Here is a 17,625-nt window from a genome sequence, read left to right on the forward strand (position 1 = left end):
TTTTTTGTCTGACGCCTGGCGCCGGCCCGGTCAGTGGCGGCCGCCGTTGACCTCGCGCAGGATTGCCGTGAAGAGCGGATTGTGGTCGGAGCGCGACATGGAGAGTGCCATCTCCACCACCGTCACTGTCCCCCGGAGGTCCCGCACCGTGTGGCGGGTCGTCTCCCCCACCACCCCCCCGCTGCCGCTGCGGAGATACGTCTCGATGCCGGCGCGAATCCCCTCCCCCCCTTCGATGAAACCGTAGATCGACGCCCCGAGCAGTTCCCCCTTCGGCAGCCCGAAGAGCTCCTCCGCCTTCTGGTTGGTGATGACGAGCTTGCCGTCGGCGAGGAAGGTGACGATGGCCGACTGGGCCATCTCCAGGACGTTGCGGTAGCGGTCCTCGGACTCGGCCTGCTGCCGGGTCTTCCGGTCGAGCTCTTCCATCATCTCGTTGAAGGCCCCCACCAGTTCCCCGATCTCGTCCCGGGGGCGCGGCGGAATCCGGTCGCTGAAGGCCCCCGTGGCGGTCACCCGGGTGATGGAGGTGGAGACCTGCCGGATCGGATCGATGATCGTACGCCGTATCAGGAATCCCATGACGAGGATGATGAGGCAGAAGGTCAGCCCGCGGTAGACCAGGTCGAGCTTCAGGTTGGTCCCCGCCTCGCGGTAGAGGTCGGCGAGGGGAATCGAGACCGACACGGCGCCGATCACCTCGCCGAGCCGATAGTTGTAGGAGAAGTGCCCCCGCGGAAACCGGGCGCGGACGAACGCCGGCGCCTCGTCGTAGCGGCCGTGGCATTCAAGGCACGACTTCTCGGCCCGCATCGCCAGCAGGTAGCGGAACGACTGCTCCTTTCCCGCGCCGACGACGCCGAAGGTTTCGACCACCTTCCCCTGGGCGAAGAGCTTGAGCTGCTCCGTCTCGAACGGATCGGGGCGGTTGTCGGGGTTACGGTAGCGAAGCGACACCTGGCGGACGTAGTACCTGCTGTCCTTGGTCAGCCGCTTGGCGACGTTGGTCGCCACCACCTGGGGGACCAGGTAGTAGTTCTGCTCCGGTTCCCCCTTCACCACGCTCGATATGTAGTCGCGGGTCTCGATGATCTGGCGGGCGATGCTGCGGGCGTTGTCCACCGCCACCCGGTCGATGAGGGCGCGTTCCCGCTGGTAGATGAAAAACGCCGCCGCCAGGAAGAGGGCGACGAGGATGGCTGAGAGCATGATGTTGAATTTGGTGCTGATCTTCAGGCTGGCAAACCAGTGCATTGGGGCCTCCGAGCAATGCGGTCCCTCTTAGTATAGCGGCCGTCCGGCTTCCCGCAAGGCGCCCCGGCCGCAACGGCTCCGGTCTGCGGGAGAATCCGGCGGCCGGTCACCAGATATAGTCCCGGGCGATCTCCCGTTTATCGTGGCCGTGGAGGATGTGGAGCACCCGGAGGCTTTTGAGCTTCACCGGAGAGAGGGACCCGAGGGGGATGAAGACGATCTTCTTCCCCATCCGGGAGGCAATCTGGCGGAAGATGCTCCGGGGGGGGCGGGGTGCGACATAGACCACGTGCTTCTCGGGGGAGTAGTCGAGGGCGGCCAGCAGGAGGACCTCGGCCTTGGAGCGGGCGAAGGAGTAGTCGGGATCGCGCCAGACGTCCATCATCCGCCGCGGCGGGTAGGAGAGGAGAAAGCCGCCGTACTCGCAGCGACAGATGCCGGGGCCGACGATGTTCTCCGCCGGCGGCGTGGCGTAGAAGGCCATGTCCGACTCCTGGTCGTGCTCGCCGAGCCAGGTCATCCGGTAGGGGAATTTCCCGTTTCCCCGCTCTTCGTCGAAGATCACCACCACCCCGCCGACCCCCCCTTCGCCCGCTGGTTCTCCCGGACGTAGATCCGCCCCTCGTGGAGGTTGCGCAGGGTCTCCCGCATGTCGATCCCGTCCAGGAGCGATGCGGTGAACGGCTCGGTCCGGGAGAGCTCCTCGGAGAGCTGTCGGGCCCCCTTCTTTTTCAGGAAACGGCCATACTCCTCAATCACCAGGTCCTCCGGCGGATAGGAGCAGATGGACGGGTCATCGAATCCCTCCAGCCACTCGCCGGGGCGTTTCTCCTTCTTCCGCTTCAGGAATCCCAGGTGCGAGAGCCCCTTCTGCCGTTTCTCCCGGGGGCGGAAACGGATGCGGCGGGCGCCCCCCCAGAGCTCCTCGGGGGAGAGGGTGATGGTGGGGATGTCGGCGCTCTCCCGCTGCCAGGAGTAGTACGTGGCCAGCCGCCAGAAGGCGTAGGCGAAGTTGTCGTCGAGGCACCCCCGGGCGGCGGCCAGGAGCTGGAAGAGATCGGGGAGGAGCATGCCGGAGACGAGGGCGTAGTTGCGGGCAAAGCGGAAAAAGGCCCGCTTCTGCCAGAGGTGAACCGGCTCGCCGGTCTCCTGCCGGTAGTGGCGGGCCGCCTCCAGGAAGAGGCGGAGGATGATCCGCTGCCGGTCGGGGAACTCCCCCTCCCGCCCGGCGTGACGGGCACTCCGCTCCACGGCGTGGCGCAGGAGCTCCGCTTCGGGGATCTCCCGCTTTCCCCCGGAAATAAGCTCGAAGGCGCTGAAGCGCTTGCGAAGCGTCGCCCCGCCGTCGGCGGGCTCCGGCGGGAGGAGACCCCGGCGCAGCTCGTACACCGCCGAGAGGAAAGGGAACTCGCCGAGGACCTCCCGGCACGAATCGGGGTGGAGATTGAAGAGGGCGACCTCGCGCCGGAGCCGCTCCAGTGGTGCAGCCTGGGGGTGGGAGAAGAGCTCTTTCACCCGCTCCAGGTGAAACATCCCGCAGATGAAGAGGATGCGGCCGTGCTCCTTCGCGAGCTCCCGAAGACGGAAAGCCATCCCCCGCTCCCGTCGCCGGTCCTCGGGGCCGGGGGGAATGGCGGCCGCGGCCTTCCGGTACTCCCCGTAGTAGGGGGCGAGGCCGATCCGGTGGATGGCGTAGGGGTCGGGGAGCGCTTCCGGGTGGAGGGGGTAGGAGTCGGTGTCCACGTCGATCAGGTGGAGCGGTATCCCCCGCTCCCGGGCGAGGCGCGCCCCCTCCACGAGGGGGTCCGCCGGCTCCACGAGGAGGGAGACGGGCTCATTGTTCCTCGTCTCGTAGCGAAGCACCGAGATCTCCGGGAGTCGTTCGACGGCGCGGAGAAAGGGGGGCTCCAGAGTCGGGGGGAGCTCGATGGCGATGCAGTCGGGCCTGACGCGGTTCACCGCCTCGCGGACGAGCCAGGCGAACTCCATCCGGTAGTGGAGGACGGGGAGGGCGTGGACCGGGCCGAAGGTTTCCAGGTGGAGGCGATGGGGCATGGCTTACGCCAGGTACCGTAGCGCCTCGTCCCCCAGCACCCGCTCCACGGCAAGGGGGAGGAGGTCGGCGGCGTCCTTTTCGGTGGCGGCCATCATCTTGAGGGCATAGCGGGCGATGTTGATCCCGTCGCGGACCGAGTAGAGCTCGTCGGCGGCGTGGGCCCGCTGGAGGAAGTCGACCACGTACTTCAGGATCCGGGCCGGGGCGAAGGGGAGGTTTTCCTTCAGGATCATCAGTTCCTCGTCGGCCTCGGGGAAGTCGATGAAGATCTGGGGCTGGAGCCGGGAGTGGATGTACTCGGGGACCTCGAAGGTGGAGGCGTCCTCGTTCATGGTGACCACGATCCGGAAATCCCGGTGGGCCGGGACCCGCAGCCCCGTGATGATCGACTCCACGTAGCGCCGGTCGTCCAGGAGCGGCGCCAGGGAGGCCCACGCCTTCTCGCTCATCCGGTTCCCCTCGTCGAGGATCAGGATCCCCCCCTTCAGCATGGCGGAGACCAGGGACGAGGCGGCGTACTGGATCCGCCCGTCGGGCCCCACCACCGGAGTGATGATGAGATCCTCGGGGCGGGTGTCCATGGTGGCCTGAAAGAGGTATACCGGCTGCCCGAGCCGCTTCGCGGCGGCATAGGCGAGGGTCGTCTTCCCCACGCCCGGCTTGCCGATGAGGCGCGGGTTGAAGGGGATGTCCTGCTCGTCGATCACCATCCAGGCGGCGAGGAGCTGCTGCAGAAGCTCCTCCTGGCCGACCCACCGGAGCGGCAGCTCCACGGGGGAGGCGAGGGAAAGGGTGATATTGTCGATCGTTGTCTGTTCCATGGGGTCACCTGTCGATAATGTACATCATGGCGAGCCGCGCCCGGTTTTCGAGGCAGCGGGGGCAGAGCGAGCCGGCGTCCTCCCAGAACTCCGCCGAGAGCCACTCCCCCGCCTCCTCGAAGAGGGTCCCCGGCGGCACCGGCGCGAACTCCTGCCGGCAGACGGTGCAGACCTTGTTTTCCTCACCACTCACGACTCGCTCCTCACTACCTTCTCTACCACAGCCGTTTACAAAATTGCAATCGACCCGTGATTGCCTATACTTGGAGCGATCCCAGACCAAGGAGCGCCCCATGCTGACCATGCAGGAAATCAGGAACCACTACTTCTTCACCGACGAGGACGCCGCCCTCCTCGCCACGCTCCGCCCCCTGGCCGAGGCCAACAGCCAGCGGCTGGCGGACGAGTTCTACGACTACCTCCTCGGCATCCCCGAGACGGCCGAGTTCCTCAAGGACGATCTCGTCCTCCAGCGGTTGAAACAGACCCACCGGGAGTGGTTCCTCTCGCTCTTCACCGGCACCTACGACAACCAGTACCTGCACTCGCTGCAGCGGATCGGCCATGCCCACGTCCGGGTGGGGCTCAACGCCCACTTCGTCAACGCCGCCATGAACGTGGTCCGCCGCTTCGTGGTGGATCTCCTCCTGGAGACCTTCCCCGACCGGAGCGAACGGCGCCGCTTCCGGCGGGCGTGCGAGAAGATCATCGACATCAACCTCGATATCATGAGCGCCTCCTACCAGGAGGAGGAGTTGCGGAAGGTCTTCGTCTCCCACGCCCTGGAGTCGAAGCTGATCGCGGCGGCGGAGCGCTTCACCCACGGCCTCAACCTGATCCTGGTGATCGCCCTGGCGGGGGTCTCCCTCTCGGTGGTGGGGCTCTTCGCCTGGGACATCGTCCACATCTTCGAGGGGAGCGTGGAAAAGGGGATCCTCTCGGCCCTCGGCTCCCTCCTCATCCTCTGGATGATGATCGAGCTGATGGAGAACGAGATTCGGATCCTCAAGGGGGGACGGTTCAACATCCTCTTCTTCATCGGGGTGATCATCGTGGCGCTCATCCGGGAGATCCTCGTCTCCACCCTGCGCCACGACGCCCTGGAGACCCAGGTCTTTCTGGCCGGCACCCTCCTGATCCTGGGGGTGGTGTACTATCTTGTCTCGAAGAGCCAGCAACCCTACGCCGCCCATTGAGGCTCGCGTCCGACTTCAGGTCATCTCTGGCCCGTCCTCAATCGCAAAATCCTCGACGTAGCCGTGCTACGCCTGCGGTTTTGCTCTATCTGCCTGGCCAAATCTGACCTAAATTCGAACGCGATGGACTGGTTGGTGGTGCATCGCTGGATTTTCAGATTCGTCAGCCCCGTCCTTCCGCCTGCCGCACCAGCTCCGCCAGACAGGCGATGAAGGTGGGTGAGGCGTTGAGGGAGGGGCTGCGGCGGAACCGGGAGTAGCCGAGCTTGTGGGCCATCTGGGCGTACTCGATGTCGATCTCGTGGAGGGTCTCGATGTGGTCCGAGACGAAGGAGAGGGGGACGATCAGGAGGTTCTTCACGTCGTGGGCCGCCAGGTGCTCCAGCATCTGGTCGGTGGAGGGCTCCAGCCACGTGACGGGCCCCGCCCGGGACTGGAATGCCAGGTGGTAGGTGACCCCCTCGAAGCGCTCTATGACGAGCCGCACCGTCTCCTCGATGTGGGAAAGATAGGGGTCCCCCTCGTCGATGAACGACTGGGGGAGGGAGTGGGCGGAAAAGAGGACCTGCACCTCCGCCAGGGGGTGGAAGTCGTCGAGCCCCTCGCGGATCTTCTCCGCCAGGGCGTCGATGTAGAGGCGGTGGTCGTAGAACCGGTCGACGATGGTGAGGTCGAAGGTGGTGCCGGCCTCGGCCACCACCCGCTTCAGCTCATTGATGCTGGAGCCGCTGGTGGCCCGGGAGTAATGGGGATAGAGGGAGAGGGCGATGACCTTCGAGATCCCCTCCCGCCGGATCGCCGCCAGGGCCTCCACGGTGGACGGTTTCCAGTAGCGCATGGCGACGAAGCAGCGGTACCCCGTCCCCAGCGCCTCCTCCAGGGCCCGGGCCTGGGCCTCGGTCAGCTCCCGGATGGGGGACTTGCCGCCGATCTCCCCGTACTTGTGTTCGACCCCCCGGGAGCGGCGCCGGGCGATGAGTCGGGCGATGAACGGCTGGAGGAAGGCCGGGCCGATCCGGATGATCTCCCGGTCGGAGAAGAGATTGACGAGGAACGGCTCGACGGCGTCCAGGGAGTCGGGGCCCCCCATCTGGAGGAGGAGGACGGCGGTTTTGTCGGACATGGCTGGTGACCTCGGCGCGGTAAAGTGCGGGGGCGTCAGACGACCCGGATGATGAACTCGGGGCACGAGGCGGCGCAGTAGCCGCAGAGGATGCACGCCTCCTCGTCCACCACCGCCTTGCCGTCGACGATGGAGAGGGCGCCGCTGGCGCAGGCGTCGAGACAGCCGCCGCACCCCTTGCAGAAGTTATCCATGATCCGCAGCTTGCGGCGTCGGCTCTCCAGCTCCCGCCAGACGTCATCCTCGGGGGCGGAGCCGGAGAAGAGGGCGATGTTCGCCCCCACCTCCCCTTCGGAGAGCATCCCGATCGCCACCCCGTGGACCCCTTCGAGTCCCCGGACGTAGGCGAGGCTCGCCCGGGCCTCGGCGATCAGGTTCCCCCCCGCCAGGGCCTTCATGGCATAGACCCCTTTCCCCGCCCGGGCGCAGGCAGCGATCGCCTCCGCCATCTCCGCCGGGCCGCCGTCCAGGATCCCCATGCCGGTCCGGTTGATGAGGGGGTGGATCACCTCGATCTCCGGGTGCTCCACCCCCTTCCGGATGGCGCTGATGTAGTGGGACGAGAGCCCCACGTGGCCGATCTTCCCCTCCTCCTTCATCCGCGCCAGCTCCGCCAGCACGTCGGCCCGGTCGGTGAACGGATCGGCCACCCGGGCGCCGTGGAGGTGGACGATGTCGAGCCGCTCGCGCCCCAGCTCCCGCAGACCCTTTTCCACGTGGGCCCGGGCCGTGGGGCCGTCATTGGCGTGGGTCTTGGTGACGATGGTCACCTCCCCCTGCCAGCCGGCAACCCCCTCCCGCACGTGGGGGTAGGTGTCGTAGAGGGTGGCGGTGTCGAGCATGGTGACCCCCCGCTCCAGGGCGTGGCGGATGAGGCGCCCCCCGTCCGCCGGCGAGAGCCCCGCCTGGAGCGGGCCCAGGGGGAGGGTGCCGAAGACGAGGGGAAAAAACTGAATGCCGGTGGCGCCGAGCGTGACGTGGTGCATGGAATCCTCCGTGGGGCGTGACAGGGTCGCGGGGGGTGGTTCAGTAGTGGGGGGGCGGCTCTTCCTCCTCGGGCTTTTTCAGGAGGGAGTCTCCTCCCGCCCGGACCTGCTCCCGGAGCCCCTTCAACTCCCCTTCGAGTCGGTCGATGGAGCGCTGCTGGCGAAAGACCACCTCGTTCAGTTCCTGGACGGTCCGCTCCAGGTGGGCGATATGGATCTCCAGGTCGGTGAGCCGTTCCTGCATGAAAACTCCTTCCTTTCGCCCCCTACATCTCCACCCGCGTCACGACCCCCTGGAGCTTGCTGGCGGGGAGCTTGTTGAACTGGACGAAGTTGGCGGTCTGGCGCTTGATGGTGGAGAAGACCCGCCAGATCGGGTTGTTGGTGGCGATGTCCTCGATGCCGTAGAAGATGACCTTTTCCTCGACCCCGTGCTTCTTGAGGAGCCTTTCGATGTCCACCATCTCCATGTACCCCGCCCGGATCTCGAAGGCGTCGAGGCCGGTGCCGAGCCCTTCGGTGAGCTTGGTCTTGATCCCGAACGGTTCGTCGGTCCGGCTGAGGGAGACGAAGACGTTGCGCTCGTAGATGATGTTGCTCCGGATGATGCAGTGGATGACGTAGGGGGGGACCACCGGCGCCTCGCGGGTGAAGAAGAGGCCGGTGCCGGGGATGTTGCGCCCCTTGCCGTAGATCTGCTCGTAGGAGAGGAGGAAGATGTCGAGCTCGAGGGGCCTGAGGGCCTTGTAGAGGGCACGCTGCCCCTGGGTCCAGATGATCATGATCGCCAGCGGCACCGAGGCGAGGATGAGGGACCAGTAGCCGCCATGGGGGAGCTTGTGGAGGTTGGCGATGAGGTAGGCCAGGTCGAGAAGGGTTATGGCCGCTGCCAGGGGGACCTTCCACTTCTTGGTGGTGCGGGCGAAGATCATGGTCATCATGATCCCGGTGATGGTCATGGTGCCGGTGACCGCCAGGCCGTAGGCGGCGGCCAGGTTTTCGGACTTCTGGAAGACGAGCATGATGAAGATCACGAGCACCAGGAGGGTCCAGTTGACCGAGCCGATGTAGATCTGGGACTTGAGGTGGCTCGAGGTGTAGTCGACCTTCATGAGCGGCAGTATCCGCGTGGTGATCCCCTGATAGACGATGGAGAAGACCCCGCTGATGAGGGCCTGGGAGGCGATGATGGTCGCCAGGATGGTGAGGAACAGGAACGGGATGTAGAGGAGCGGCGCCTGGCTCTTCACCATGGAGAAGAGGATGTTGGTCTCCTTGGGGTTGCGGAGGATGAAGGCCCCCTGCCCCAGGTAGTTGATGACCAGGGCGCAGAAGACGAAGTACCAGGCACGGACGATGGGCTTTCTCCCCAGGTGCCCCATGTCGGCGTAGAGCGCCTCGCCCCCCGTGGCGCAGAGGATCACCTCGGAGAGGATGAAGAAGCCGGCGAGGCCGTTATGCTTCAGGAAGAGAATGGCGTGGTGGGGGCTCACCGCGCCGACTACCTCCGGCGTGCCGACGATGGAGAGGAGCCCCGAGGCGGTGAGGGCGGAGAACCAGACGACCATGATGGGGCCGAAGGCGCCGGCCACCTTGTCGGTCCCCTTGTACTGAAAGATGAAGAGGGTGATGGCGATGAGGGCCGCCACCAGGATCAGCAACCCCTGGGGGAGGTTCTCCATCCCCGGGATGAGCCGCATCCCCTCCACGGCGGAGAGGATACTGATGGCGGGGGTGATGATCCCGTCACCCAGGAGGAGCGAGACCCCGAGGAAGGAGAGAAAGCCCACGAAGGCCATCCGGCGCCCCGATTTCAGGAGCCGGACCAGGATCTCCTTGAGGACGATGGTCCCCCCCTCCCCCTTGCGGCCGAGGCTCATGGCGAGCCAGGCGTACTCCACCGAGACGAGGAGGATCAGGGTCCAGACGATGAGCGACAGGATGCCGAGGACATGCTCGGCATCTGGCTTGGTGAGGGTCATGATGACGGTGAGGGTATAGATCGGGCTCGTGCCGATGTCGCCGAAGACGAGACCCATCGACTTGATGATCCCTCCCCAGAAGGACTCCTGGTGACCACTCTGCTGCATCCGTTGTTCGCTCCTGCGGGCGGTTGATCCGGCCCGGCGCGGTATACGCCGGAACCGTGCGTCCTTATATCACTTCACCCGTTCCAACTCAATATAAAACCCGGCGTGGCGGGGGACGATCTCCTTGACGGCTCTCCCCCGCTTCGGGTAGTCTGGTCGAATGCTCAAACCATATCAACAGCTTAAAAAACCGGAGCTTCTCGCCCCCGCCGGCTCACTGGAGGCGTTCTTCGCCGCCATGGAGAAGGGGGCCGACGCCGTCTACGCCGGCCTGCGGGAGTTCTCCGCCCGGGCCAAGGCGAAGAACTTCTCCCTCTCCCAGATGGAGCGGATGGTCGCCTACGCCCACGGCCTCGGGCGCAAGGTCTACCTCACCCTCAACACCCTGGTGAAGGAGGGGGAGCTGCCGCAGCTCGTGGAGACCCTCTCCGCCCTGGAGGCGATGGGGGCCGACGGGGTGATCCTCCAGGATCTCGGCGTCGCCCGTCTCATCCGCGACCACTTCCCCGGCCTTCCCCGCCATGCCTCCACCCAGATGACCATTCACAACCTCCCCGGCGTCCGGATGCTGGAGGAGCTCGGCTTCGAGCGGGTGGTGCTGGCGCGGGAGCTCCACCTGGACGACATCCGTCAGATCTGCCGCGCCTCGAAGGCGGAGATCGAGTGCTTCATCCACGGCGCCCTCTGCTTCGGCATCTCGGGGCAGTGCTACTTCTCGTCGTTTCTCGGCGGCCACAGCGGCAACCGGGGGCGCTGCGCCCAGCCGTGCCGGCGCCAGTACCGCCACCGGGGGAAGGAAGGGTACTACTTCTCCACCAACGACCTCTCCATCGTCGATCTCATCCCCGACATGGCCGCCGCCGGCGTCGCCTCCCTCAAGATCGAGGGGCGGATGAAGTCGGCCGAGTACGTGGCGAGCGTGGTGGAGGCCTACCGCCTCGTCCTCGACGCCTCCGAGCGGAAGCGGGCCGAGGCCGCGGCCCGAGCCAAGGAGATCCTCAAGCTCTCCTTCGGCCGGGTGCCGACCAAGGGATTCCTCGACTCCCGCGCCCCCACCGACATCGCCACCCCGACCCTGCGCGGCGCCACCGGCCGTTTCCTCGGCGAGATCAGGAGCGTGCGCGGCGACCGGATCACCTTCGAGACCCGCGACCGGCTCTTCGTCGGCGACCGGGTCCGGGTGCAGCCCAAGAGCGACATGGCCGGGCGCGCCTTCACGGTGAAGGAGCTCTTCGTCGGCAAGGAGCGGGTGAAGTCGGCAAAGGAGAAGAGCATCGTCACCGTAGTCGCCCCCTTCACCTTCAAGGTGGGGGACGCGGTCTTCAAGGTCTCCTCCGAGACCGCCTTCACCATGAGCGAGAACGCCTGCCTGAAACGCCTGGAAGCGGTGCGGACCGGCAAGATCCCCTGCGACCTGGAGCTCACCCTCGACGGCGGCACGCTCCGCGTGGCGGCCCGGGCCGGCGGTGGCGCGTTCGCCGCCACCTTCCCCCTGGGCGCGCTGGAGCCGGCGCGCACCGAGGATATGGCGGGGGTGCTCCGGGCCCAGTTCTCCCGGACCGGCGAAACCCCCTTCGAACTCCGCTCCCTGGCGGCCCCCGGCTTCCCGGCGGTCCTCATCCCGCCGGCCCGGCTCAAGGATATCCGCCGCGACTTCTACGCCCAGCTCGCCGGGAAGGTGACGGCCGAGGCCGGCAAGAGGCGCGGCGAGGCGCGCAAGCGGGCCCTCGCCTCCCTGGTCCCCGCCGGGGTGCCGGCCCGCCCTTCCCGCCCCGAGGTGACGGTGCGGGTGGAGCAGCTGCGGGATGCGGTCCTGCTGCGCCAGCCGGGGATCGACACCATCGCCCTCCCCGTCTCCCGGGCCAACATCCACCAGCTCCCCGTCACGGCGCGCAAGCTCCGGGGGGACGAGGGGCGGATCGTTTGGCACCTCCCCTTCATCATCTTCGACGCCGACCTCCCCTTCTACGAGGAGGCGATCGACGCCATCATCGCCCACGGCTTCCGGAGGTTCGAACTGGCGAACCTCTCCCACTTCGCCCTTCTCAAGGGGCGCGACGTGGAGCTCTCCACCGATTTCCGGCTCTTCTCCCTCAACACCCAGGCGCTCCTCTCCTGGCGGGAACTGGGTGCCGAGGCCGCCACCCTCTACATCGAGGACGACGCCGAGAACATGGCGGCGCTTCTGGCGGCCGACGTGCCGCTGCGGCGCCGGGTCCTGGTCTACGGCGCCGTCCCCGCCATGACCACCCGGATCGCCATCAAGGGGGTGAAGGGGGACGCGCCGCTGGTCTCCGACCGGGGGGAGGAGTACGAGGTGGCGGTCCGCGGCGAGCTCACCACCATCACCCCCACCCCCCGTTTTTCCCTTACCCACTTCCGGGGGAGGCTGCAGGAGGCGGGATGCGGCTCCTTCGTGGTGGACCTCTCCCAGGCGCCGCGGGAGAAATGGCGGCCGGTCCTCGACGCCTTCGCCCGGGGCGAGGCGATTGCCGGGACGAGCGAATTCAACTTTGTCATGGGACTGGTGTAAGCATATGGAAAACAAGACGGAATCGATCTTCACCGACTATCTCGTCCGCGCCATCACCCGGGACGGCAGCATCCGGGCGCTGGCCTGCGTCACCACGGGACTCGTGGCCGACGCCAGCCGCCGTCACGGCACCTGGCCCACGGCGTCGGCGGCCCTGGGGCGGGGGCTGACCGCCGGAGCCCTCATGGGGGCGCTCCTCAAGACCGGCCAGCGGGTGGCGCTCCGCTTCGAGGGGAACGGTCCCCTGAAACGGGTCCTCGTGGAGGCCGACTCCAACGGGGCGGTGCGGGGAGGGGTCGGCAACCCGGAGGTCTCCTCCGTGCGCGACGACGGGAAGCTGGATGTGGGGGGGGCCCTCGGCCAGGCGGGGCTCCTAACCGTCACCAAGGATCTCGGGCTCAAGGAGCCGTACACCGGCACCGTGATCCTCTACACGAGCGAGATTGCCGAGGACCTGGCCTACTACCTCACCGAGTCGGAGCAGGTCCCGTCGGCCGTGGGGCTCGGGACCTACGTGGAGGCGGACGGGAGCATCTCCGCCGCCGGCGGCTTCCTGATCCAGTCCCTCCCCCCGGGGAACGAAGAGCTGGTGGAGCGGCTCATGGCACGCATCGAGGGGATGCCTCCCGTGACGGAACTCCTCCGCCGGGGGGTGACTCCCGAGGGGCTCCTGGAGTACCTTTTCGAGGGGATCCCCTTCAATACCCTCGAAAAGCGGGCACTGGCCTTTGTCTGTTCCTGCAGCCGGGAGCGGATCGAACGGGTCCTCGTCTCCCTGGGGAAAGACGACCTCGCCGCCCTCATCGACGAACAGGGGGGTGCCGAGGTCACCTGCGAGCTCTGCCGCGAGCGGTACCGGTTCGACCGGGGAGAGCTGGAGCGGCTGCTGGCGGGGCTCTCCGCCCACTGACCCCATAGACCCTCCCTCCCCTCCTGAGCGGGCCTTCCCCGTCTCGCAAATCCCTCCGCCGGGTGTATACTGTGCAGTGCGGGCAGCGCCCGCCCGGAGGGCTTTCATGAAGATCTACGACATCACCGTCCCCCTCTCTCCCCACCTTCCCGTCTACCCCGGCGATCCCCCCGTCGGCGTCGAGGCGGTGACCCGCATCTCCCGGGGGGACCCGGCCAATGTCTCGCTCCTCACCCTCTCGACCCACAGCGGCACCCACCTCGACGTCCCCCGCCACTGCCGTGACGGCGGCGCCACCGTGGACCACGTCCCCCCGTCGCTGCTCGTCGGCGGCGCCCGGGTGGTGGAGGTTCGGGAGGCGCGGGCCATCGGGGCGCGGGAGCTCGCCCGCCTCCCGGTGCGGGGGGCGGAGCGGCTCCTGCTCCGGACCGGCAATTCGCTCCTCTGGGACCGTCCCGGCTTCCAGGACGACTTCGCCGCCCTCACGGAGGAGGGGGCACGGTATCTGGTCGAGGCGGGGGTCAGGCTCGTCGGGATCGACTACCTCTCCATCGAACGGTTCGGCGGCGACGGCACGGTCCACCGGATCCTCCTGGACGCCGGGGTCGTGATCCTCGAAGGGCTCAACCTGGAGGGGGTGCCGCCGGGGAGCTACGAGCTTATCTGCCTCCCCCTGAAGGTGGCGGGAGGGGACGGCGCCCCGGCCCGGGCGATCCTCCGGAGCGGGGAACCGGCCGAGGAGCGGCCGGCGCCGGACCTCCACACCACCCGCTGGCCCCTCTCCTGACGAGGCTTTCATGGCACGGTCGCGCAAGATCGTCAGTGCCGGGGAGCTGGACCTCCTGCGGCGGCTGCTCCGGGAGCGGACCGAGGAGCTGGAGCGGGCCAACGAGCGGCTCTTCATCGCGAGCCAGGTCAAATCCGAGTTCCTCGCCCACATGTCGCGGGAGTTCCAGCGCCCCCTCGACCATATCGTCGACTTCGCCACCTGTCTGCGTGACGGGGCCATGGGGGGGGTGAGCCGCGAGCAGCGGATCTGCCTCGAAACGATCATCGCCCGGGGGAAACGGCTTCAGCGGATGCTGGAGCGGGTCCTGGCACTCTGCAGCAGCGAGCTGGGGATGGCGGTCTTTCTCCCGAAGGAGTTCCCGGCGCGGGAGGCGCTCGACCGCGTGGTGGAGCGGGTGCGGGAGGAGGCCGGCAGGCGGGAGGTGGCGGTCGAGACGTCGTGCGCCGGAGCGGAGTGCGTCGTCGTGGCCGACGAGGGGAAATTCTCCTTCATCGTGGAGGAGTTGGTCACCAACGCCCTGAAGTTTTCGTCCCCGCGGGGGCGGGTCACCATCGCCCTGCGGGAGGTGGCCGACGCCGCCGGAGCGGACCGGCGCTGGATCGAGCTCCGGGTCGCCGACGAGGGGCGGGGGATGGGGGAGGAGGAGTTGGAGCATATCTTCACGAGCTTCGAGGTGGGTGGGGGACTCGCCGCGGGGCCCGGCAGCCTCGGGCTCGGCCTCCCCCTCGTCAAGCGATTCGTGGAACTCCACGGCGGCAGGATCGCGGTGGAGAGCAGCAGCGGGGTGGGGAGCACCTTCACCGTCACCCTCCCCAAGGGTGGGGCGCACCTTCGCTTCGTCCGCGCTCCCCGGGTGCTGGTGGCCGAGCCGGACCCGGAGCTGTTGCGGCTGCTGGCGTTGCGGCTGAAGGATGCCGGCTGCACCACCGTTGCCGCGGGAGACGGGCGGGAGGCCCTCGACAAGGGGATCACCCTCGCCCCGGACCTCTGCATCCTCTCCCTGACGCTGCCGGAGCTCAGCGGGAGCGACGTCTGCCTCCGGCTCAAGTCCCACGAGCGGAGCAAGCAGATTCCGGTCATCGTCACCTCTCCCCTCCCCGACCGGACGGCCAAGGTCCGGAGCGCCCAGGCGGGGGCGGACGGCTTCTTCGTCATCCCCGCCGAGATGGGGGAGCTCCTCCTCAAGGCGCGGAGCCTCGCCGACCAGAAGCTCAATTACGATTTCCTCAAGCGCAACTACGAGATCGCCGCCAGCGAGGCCTTCACCGACCCCCTCACCGGCCTCTTCAACCTGCGCCAGTTCTGGCTCAGCCTCGACCACGAATTGGCCCGTTCCCGCCGCAATCGCCGCCCCTGCTCCCTCGTCATGATCGACATCGACCACTTCAAGCAGTACAACGACCGTCACGGCCACCTCAAGGGGGACGAGGTGCTGCGGGAGGCGGCGGCGGTCTTCCGCAGCTCGGTCCGGACCTCGGACATCGCGGCCCGCTACGGCGGCGAGGAGTTCATGGTCATCATGCCCGAGACCGACCGCGATCTGGCGCTCATCGCCGGCGAGAAGCTGCGGCGGGCTGTGGCGGACTACCCCTTCCCCCTGCGGGAGAGCCAGCCGGGGGGGAGGCTTACGGTCAGTATCGGCATCGCCACCTTCCCCGGCGACGCCGCCGATTCCCGGGGGCTCGTGGATGCCGCCGACCAGGCCCTCTACCGCGCCAAGGAGGGGGGGCGGAACCGGAGCGTGGCCCACGGGCGATGACCCGGTGACGGGGTGGGGGGCGGGTGGTATACTGATAGTGTAGATGCACCGCTCACGAAGACCGGAGCCGAATTTCTCAGGGAAAGGAGATGGGCGTATGGCACGGGTTTCCCACAAGATCGCGGTGGAGGAGAAGGGACAGCGGACCGCACGCAGCACCGATGTCTACCTCCCCAAGGGAGGAGTCAAGGAGGCTGCCCTCTGCAGGAAATGCAACGCGCTCTACCGGAACAAGCGCTGGAGCGTCGATGAAGGGGAGCTGAAGAAGGCGAAGAGCGAGGAGGGGAGTCTCAACGCGGTGGTCTGCCCCGCCTGCCAGCGGATGGCGGACAACAACCCGGCGGGGATCGTCACCTTTGCCGGTGACTATCTCCTGGCGCACGAGGACGATATCCTCAACACCATCCGGAACATCGAGACGAAATCGCGGGTGAAGAACCCCTTGGGGCGGATCATGGAGATCAGCCAGGACAAGAACGTCCTCACCGTCTCCACCACCGAGGACAAGCTGGCCCAGAAGCTCGGGCGGGAGATCTACAAGGCCCACCGGGGCGAGCTCCACTACCGCTGGAGCCACGACGATAATTTCGTCAGGGTGAGTTGGAACCGCTGAGGGAAGGAAGCGTGACGTCTGCCGTTCCGTCATCGGGCGATGGCGGGACGATGCCGCGGGAGATGCAGGCGGCGGTGAAATCGTCGTCGAGGGGGGCGTTGGCCGCCACGGTCCGTCCCCCGTGTGCCGTGAACGACATGGCGCGGCAGTGGAGCATCATCCGCGGTGCGGCGGCGCCGCCGTAGGTCGTGTCCCCGAGGATCGGGAGACCGCAGTGGGCCAGATGGACCCGGATCTGGTGGGTCCGCCCGGTGAGGGGGCGGGCCTCCACCAGCGTCGCGCCGTCGCCTCGGGCCGCGGCGCGGAAGAGGGTCCGGGACTCTTTTCCCGGGGTGGCGACCCCGTAGCGGGAGCGCCCCACCTTGGCGATGGGGGCGTCGACATGCCACTGCGCGGCCGCCGGTTCCCCCGTCACGAGCGCCCAGTAGACCTTCTCCACCCTCCCCGCCTGAAGTTCCGCCGAGATGTGGGCCGCCGCCTGCCGGCTCTTGGGGAAGATCATCACCCCGGAGGTTCCCCGGTCGAGGCGGTGGATCACCCGCGCCGGCTCCGCAATGCCGATCTCCCGCAGGTAGAGGCTCACGCCGTACTCCACCGTCCCCTTCAGCTGATACGGGGTCCGCTGGCAGTTGAGGCCGGCGGCCTTGTTCACCGCCAGGTAGTCGCCATCCTCGAAGAGAAGCTCCTCCCGGCTGTAGGCAAACTCCCGGTACTGGTCCGGTTCCATGACGCCGAGGACGAGTTCGTCCCCCGCCCGCAGCTGCCGCGACGCCACCCGCACCACCTGGCCGGCCACGGTGCATCCCCCCCAGTCGATGATCTTGCGGACCCGCCCCTTGGAAAGCTGGGGAAAGAGGTGCACCGCCCCGTCGTCGAGGCGTTTCCCGGCCAGTTCCGGACCGGCGACCGCCGTGAGGATCATGGCCGCACCCGTGAGGCCCGCAGCAGGGCGGCGATGGTCTTGCCGTCGCGGATTCGGCCGTCGGCGGCCATGGCGAGGGCCTCCTCCAGCGGCATGCGCACCGTCTCGATCTCCTCGTACTGCTCCGGCTCCGGCTCTCCGTCGGTGAGATCGACGGCGAGATAGAGGTGGATCGCCTCGTCGAAGACGCCGGGGGAGGTGAAGATGGTGCCGAGGGGGGTCAGACGGCCGGCGGAGAGCCCGGTTTCTTCCGTCAGTTCCCGCAGGCCGCAGGCGGCCGGATCTTCCCCCGGCTCCAGGCGTCCCGCCGGGATCTCCAGGAGCGTTTCGGCCACGGAGGGGCGAAGCTGGCGGATGAGGGTCACCGTCCCGTCGTCGTGGAGGGGGACCACGGCCACCCCGCCCGGATGGCGCACCACCTGGAAGGTGTGCCACCCCTTGGCGCCGATGCGCACCTCCATCTGCTCCACGTCGATCACGAGTCCCTCGAAGAGGGTGGTTTCGTTGCGCGTCTCCATCATCGTCCTCCGCAGGCGAAATGGGGGGAGAATAGCACCATCATCCGGGGTTGG

At 67.6% G+C, this 17,625-nt stretch carries 15 protein-coding genes and 1 pseudogene; 6 read left to right on the plus strand and 10 right to left on the minus strand.

Annotated features, from left to right (window positions below; genetic code table 11):
• Nucleotides 1-30: 30 nt before the first annotated feature.
• The 4 genes and pseudogenes from GPICK_RS00135 to GPICK_RS00150 all read right to left on the minus strand — a co-directional run bounded on the left by GPICK_RS00135 (nt 31) and on the right by GPICK_RS00150 (nt 4,324).
• Complete coding sequence (locus GPICK_RS00135) at nt 31-1,254, minus strand: c-type heme family protein (protein WP_039739383.1); 1,224 nt, start codon at nt 1,252-1,254, stop codon at nt 31-33.
• 106 nt (nt 1,255-1,360) lie between these two features.
• Nucleotides 1,361-3,309, minus strand: a pseudogene (locus GPICK_RS00140) (hypothetical protein).
• Nucleotides 3,310-3,312: 3 nt separating this feature from the next.
• Complete coding sequence (locus GPICK_RS00145; protein ID WP_039739385.1) at nt 3,313-4,131, minus strand: AAA family ATPase; 819 nt, start codon at nt 4,129-4,131, stop codon at nt 3,313-3,315.
• A 4-nt stretch (nt 4,132-4,135) separates the two neighbouring features.
• Nucleotides 4,136-4,324, minus strand: coding sequence for a hypothetical protein (locus tag GPICK_RS00150; protein WP_039739386.1), 189 nt, complete (start codon nt 4,322-4,324; stop codon nt 4,136-4,138).
• Nucleotides 4,325-4,424: 100 nt separating this feature from the next.
• Between GPICK_RS00150 and GPICK_RS00155 the strand changes: the two genes are divergently transcribed.
• The gene (locus GPICK_RS00155) at nt 4,425-5,327 is read left to right on the plus strand and encodes a protoglobin domain-containing protein (RefSeq protein WP_039739388.1); all 903 of its coding nucleotides are present in this window, start codon (nt 4,425-4,427) and stop codon (nt 5,325-5,327) included.
• Nucleotides 5,328-5,490: 163 nt separating this feature from the next.
• On the opposite strand, the gene hemH is transcribed toward GPICK_RS00155, so the two are convergent.
• From hemH to GPICK_RS00175, 4 genes are read right to left on the minus strand one after another with little or no spacing between them, the layout of a single operon-like run.
• Nucleotides 5,491-6,450, minus strand: a complete 960-nt coding sequence (gene hemH, locus GPICK_RS00160; RefSeq protein WP_039739390.1) for a ferrochelatase — start codon at nt 6,448-6,450, stop codon at nt 5,491-5,493.
• Between the two features lie 35 nt (nt 6,451-6,485).
• Nucleotides 6,486-7,436, minus strand: a complete 951-nt coding sequence (locus tag GPICK_RS00165; protein WP_039739393.1) for an aldo/keto reductase — start codon at nt 7,434-7,436, stop codon at nt 6,486-6,488.
• A gap of 40 nt (nt 7,437-7,476) precedes the next feature.
• Nucleotides 7,477-7,680 (minus strand): SlyX family protein, encoded by a 204-nt coding sequence (locus tag GPICK_RS00170; RefSeq protein ID WP_039739394.1) that lies wholly within the window; start codon nt 7,678-7,680, stop codon nt 7,477-7,479.
• 22 nt (nt 7,681-7,702) lie between these two features.
• Complete coding sequence (locus GPICK_RS00175) at nt 7,703-9,526, minus strand: KUP/HAK/KT family potassium transporter (RefSeq protein WP_039739396.1); 1,824 nt, start codon at nt 9,524-9,526, stop codon at nt 7,703-7,705.
• Between the two features lie 160 nt (nt 9,527-9,686).
• On the opposite strand from GPICK_RS00175, the gene GPICK_RS00180 reads away from it, so the two are divergent.
• From GPICK_RS00180 to GPICK_RS00200, 5 genes are all read left to right on the plus strand, one after another.
• Complete coding sequence (locus GPICK_RS00180) at nt 9,687-12,059, plus strand: peptidase U32 family protein (RefSeq protein WP_039739397.1); 2,373 nt, start codon at nt 9,687-9,689, stop codon at nt 12,057-12,059.
• Nucleotides 12,060-12,063: 4 nt separating this feature from the next.
• On the plus strand, nt 12,064-12,969 hold the full coding sequence (gene hslO / locus GPICK_RS00185) for an Hsp33 family molecular chaperone HslO (protein WP_039739399.1): 906 nt from the start codon (nt 12,064-12,066) through the stop codon (nt 12,967-12,969).
• Between the two features lie 106 nt (nt 12,970-13,075).
• Nucleotides 13,076-13,756 carry a cyclase family protein gene (locus tag GPICK_RS00190; RefSeq protein WP_039739401.1) on the plus strand — a complete coding sequence of 227 codons (681 nt, stop codon included), beginning with the start codon at nt 13,076-13,078 and terminating at the stop codon, nt 13,754-13,756.
• A 10-nt stretch (nt 13,757-13,766) separates the two neighbouring features.
• A complete protein-coding gene (locus tag GPICK_RS00195) occupies nt 13,767-15,518 on the plus strand; it encodes a sensor domain-containing diguanylate cyclase (protein WP_039739404.1) in 1,752 nt (583 codons plus the stop codon).
• A 97-nt stretch (nt 15,519-15,615) separates the two neighbouring features.
• Complete coding sequence (locus GPICK_RS00200) at nt 15,616-16,131, plus strand: BCAM0308 family protein (RefSeq protein ID WP_039739406.1); 516 nt, start codon at nt 15,616-15,618, stop codon at nt 16,129-16,131.
• Here GPICK_RS00200 and GPICK_RS00205 read toward each other — a convergent pair.
• Together GPICK_RS00205 and GPICK_RS00210 are read right to left on the minus strand one after the other, a co-directional pair.
• Entirely contained in the window at nt 16,109-17,053 is a 945-nt protein-coding gene (locus GPICK_RS00205; RefSeq protein WP_084201291.1) for an RluA family pseudouridine synthase, read from the minus strand. The two genes, GPICK_RS00200 and GPICK_RS00205, sit on opposite strands and share 23 nt — an antisense overlap.
• Entirely contained in the window at nt 17,050-17,571 is a 522-nt protein-coding gene (locus GPICK_RS00210; protein WP_039739408.1) for an NUDIX hydrolase, read from the minus strand. The genes GPICK_RS00205 and GPICK_RS00210 overlap by 4 nt, the downstream gene beginning before the upstream one ends.
• Between the last annotated feature and the right edge of the window lie 54 nt (nt 17,572-17,625).

It is taken from the genome of Geobacter pickeringii (assembly GCF_000817955.1).
GTDB classification, from domain to species: domain Bacteria; phylum Desulfobacterota; class Desulfuromonadia; order Geobacterales; family Geobacteraceae; genus Geobacter; species Geobacter pickeringii.

Excerpts from the sequence above, each read along its gene's own strand:
- GPICK_RS00135 (WP_039739383.1), bottom strand. The coding sequence starts at position 1,254 with ATGCACTGGTTTGCCAGCCTGAAGATCAGCACCAAATTCAACATCATG.
- GPICK_RS00145 (WP_039739385.1), bottom strand. The coding sequence starts at position 4,131 with ATGGAACAGACAACGATCGACAATATCACCCTTTCCCTCGCCTCCCCC.
- GPICK_RS00155 (WP_039739388.1), top strand. The coding sequence starts at position 4,425 with ATGCTGACCATGCAGGAAATCAGGAACCACTACTTCTTCACCGACGAG.
- hemH (WP_039739390.1), bottom strand. The coding sequence starts at position 6,450 with ATGTCCGACAAAACCGCCGTCCTCCTCCTCCAGATGGGGGGCCCCGAC.
- GPICK_RS00165 (WP_039739393.1), bottom strand. The coding sequence starts at position 7,436 with ATGCACCACGTCACGCTCGGCGCCACCGGCATTCAGTTTTTTCCCCTC.
- GPICK_RS00170 (WP_039739394.1), bottom strand. The coding sequence starts at position 7,680 with ATGCAGGAACGGCTCACCGACCTGGAGATCCATATCGCCCACCTGGAG.
- GPICK_RS00175 (WP_039739396.1), bottom strand. The coding sequence starts at position 9,526 with ATGCAGCAGAGTGGTCACCAGGAGTCCTTCTGGGGAGGGATCATCAAG.
- GPICK_RS00180 (WP_039739397.1), top strand. The coding sequence starts at position 9,687 with ATGCTCAAACCATATCAACAGCTTAAAAAACCGGAGCTTCTCGCCCCC.
- hslO (WP_039739399.1), top strand. The coding sequence starts at position 12,064 with ATGGAAAACAAGACGGAATCGATCTTCACCGACTATCTCGTCCGCGCC.
- GPICK_RS00190 (WP_039739401.1), top strand. The coding sequence starts at position 13,076 with ATGAAGATCTACGACATCACCGTCCCCCTCTCTCCCCACCTTCCCGTC.
- GPICK_RS00195 (WP_039739404.1), top strand. The coding sequence starts at position 13,767 with ATGGCACGGTCGCGCAAGATCGTCAGTGCCGGGGAGCTGGACCTCCTG.
- GPICK_RS00200 (WP_039739406.1), top strand. The coding sequence starts at position 15,616 with ATGGCACGGGTTTCCCACAAGATCGCGGTGGAGGAGAAGGGACAGCGG.
- GPICK_RS00205 (WP_084201291.1), bottom strand. The coding sequence starts at position 17,053 with ATGATCCTCACGGCGGTCGCCGGTCCGGAACTGGCCGGGAAACGCCTC.
- GPICK_RS00210 (WP_039739408.1), bottom strand. The coding sequence starts at position 17,571 with ATGGAGACGCGCAACGAAACCACCCTCTTCGAGGGACTCGTGATCGAC.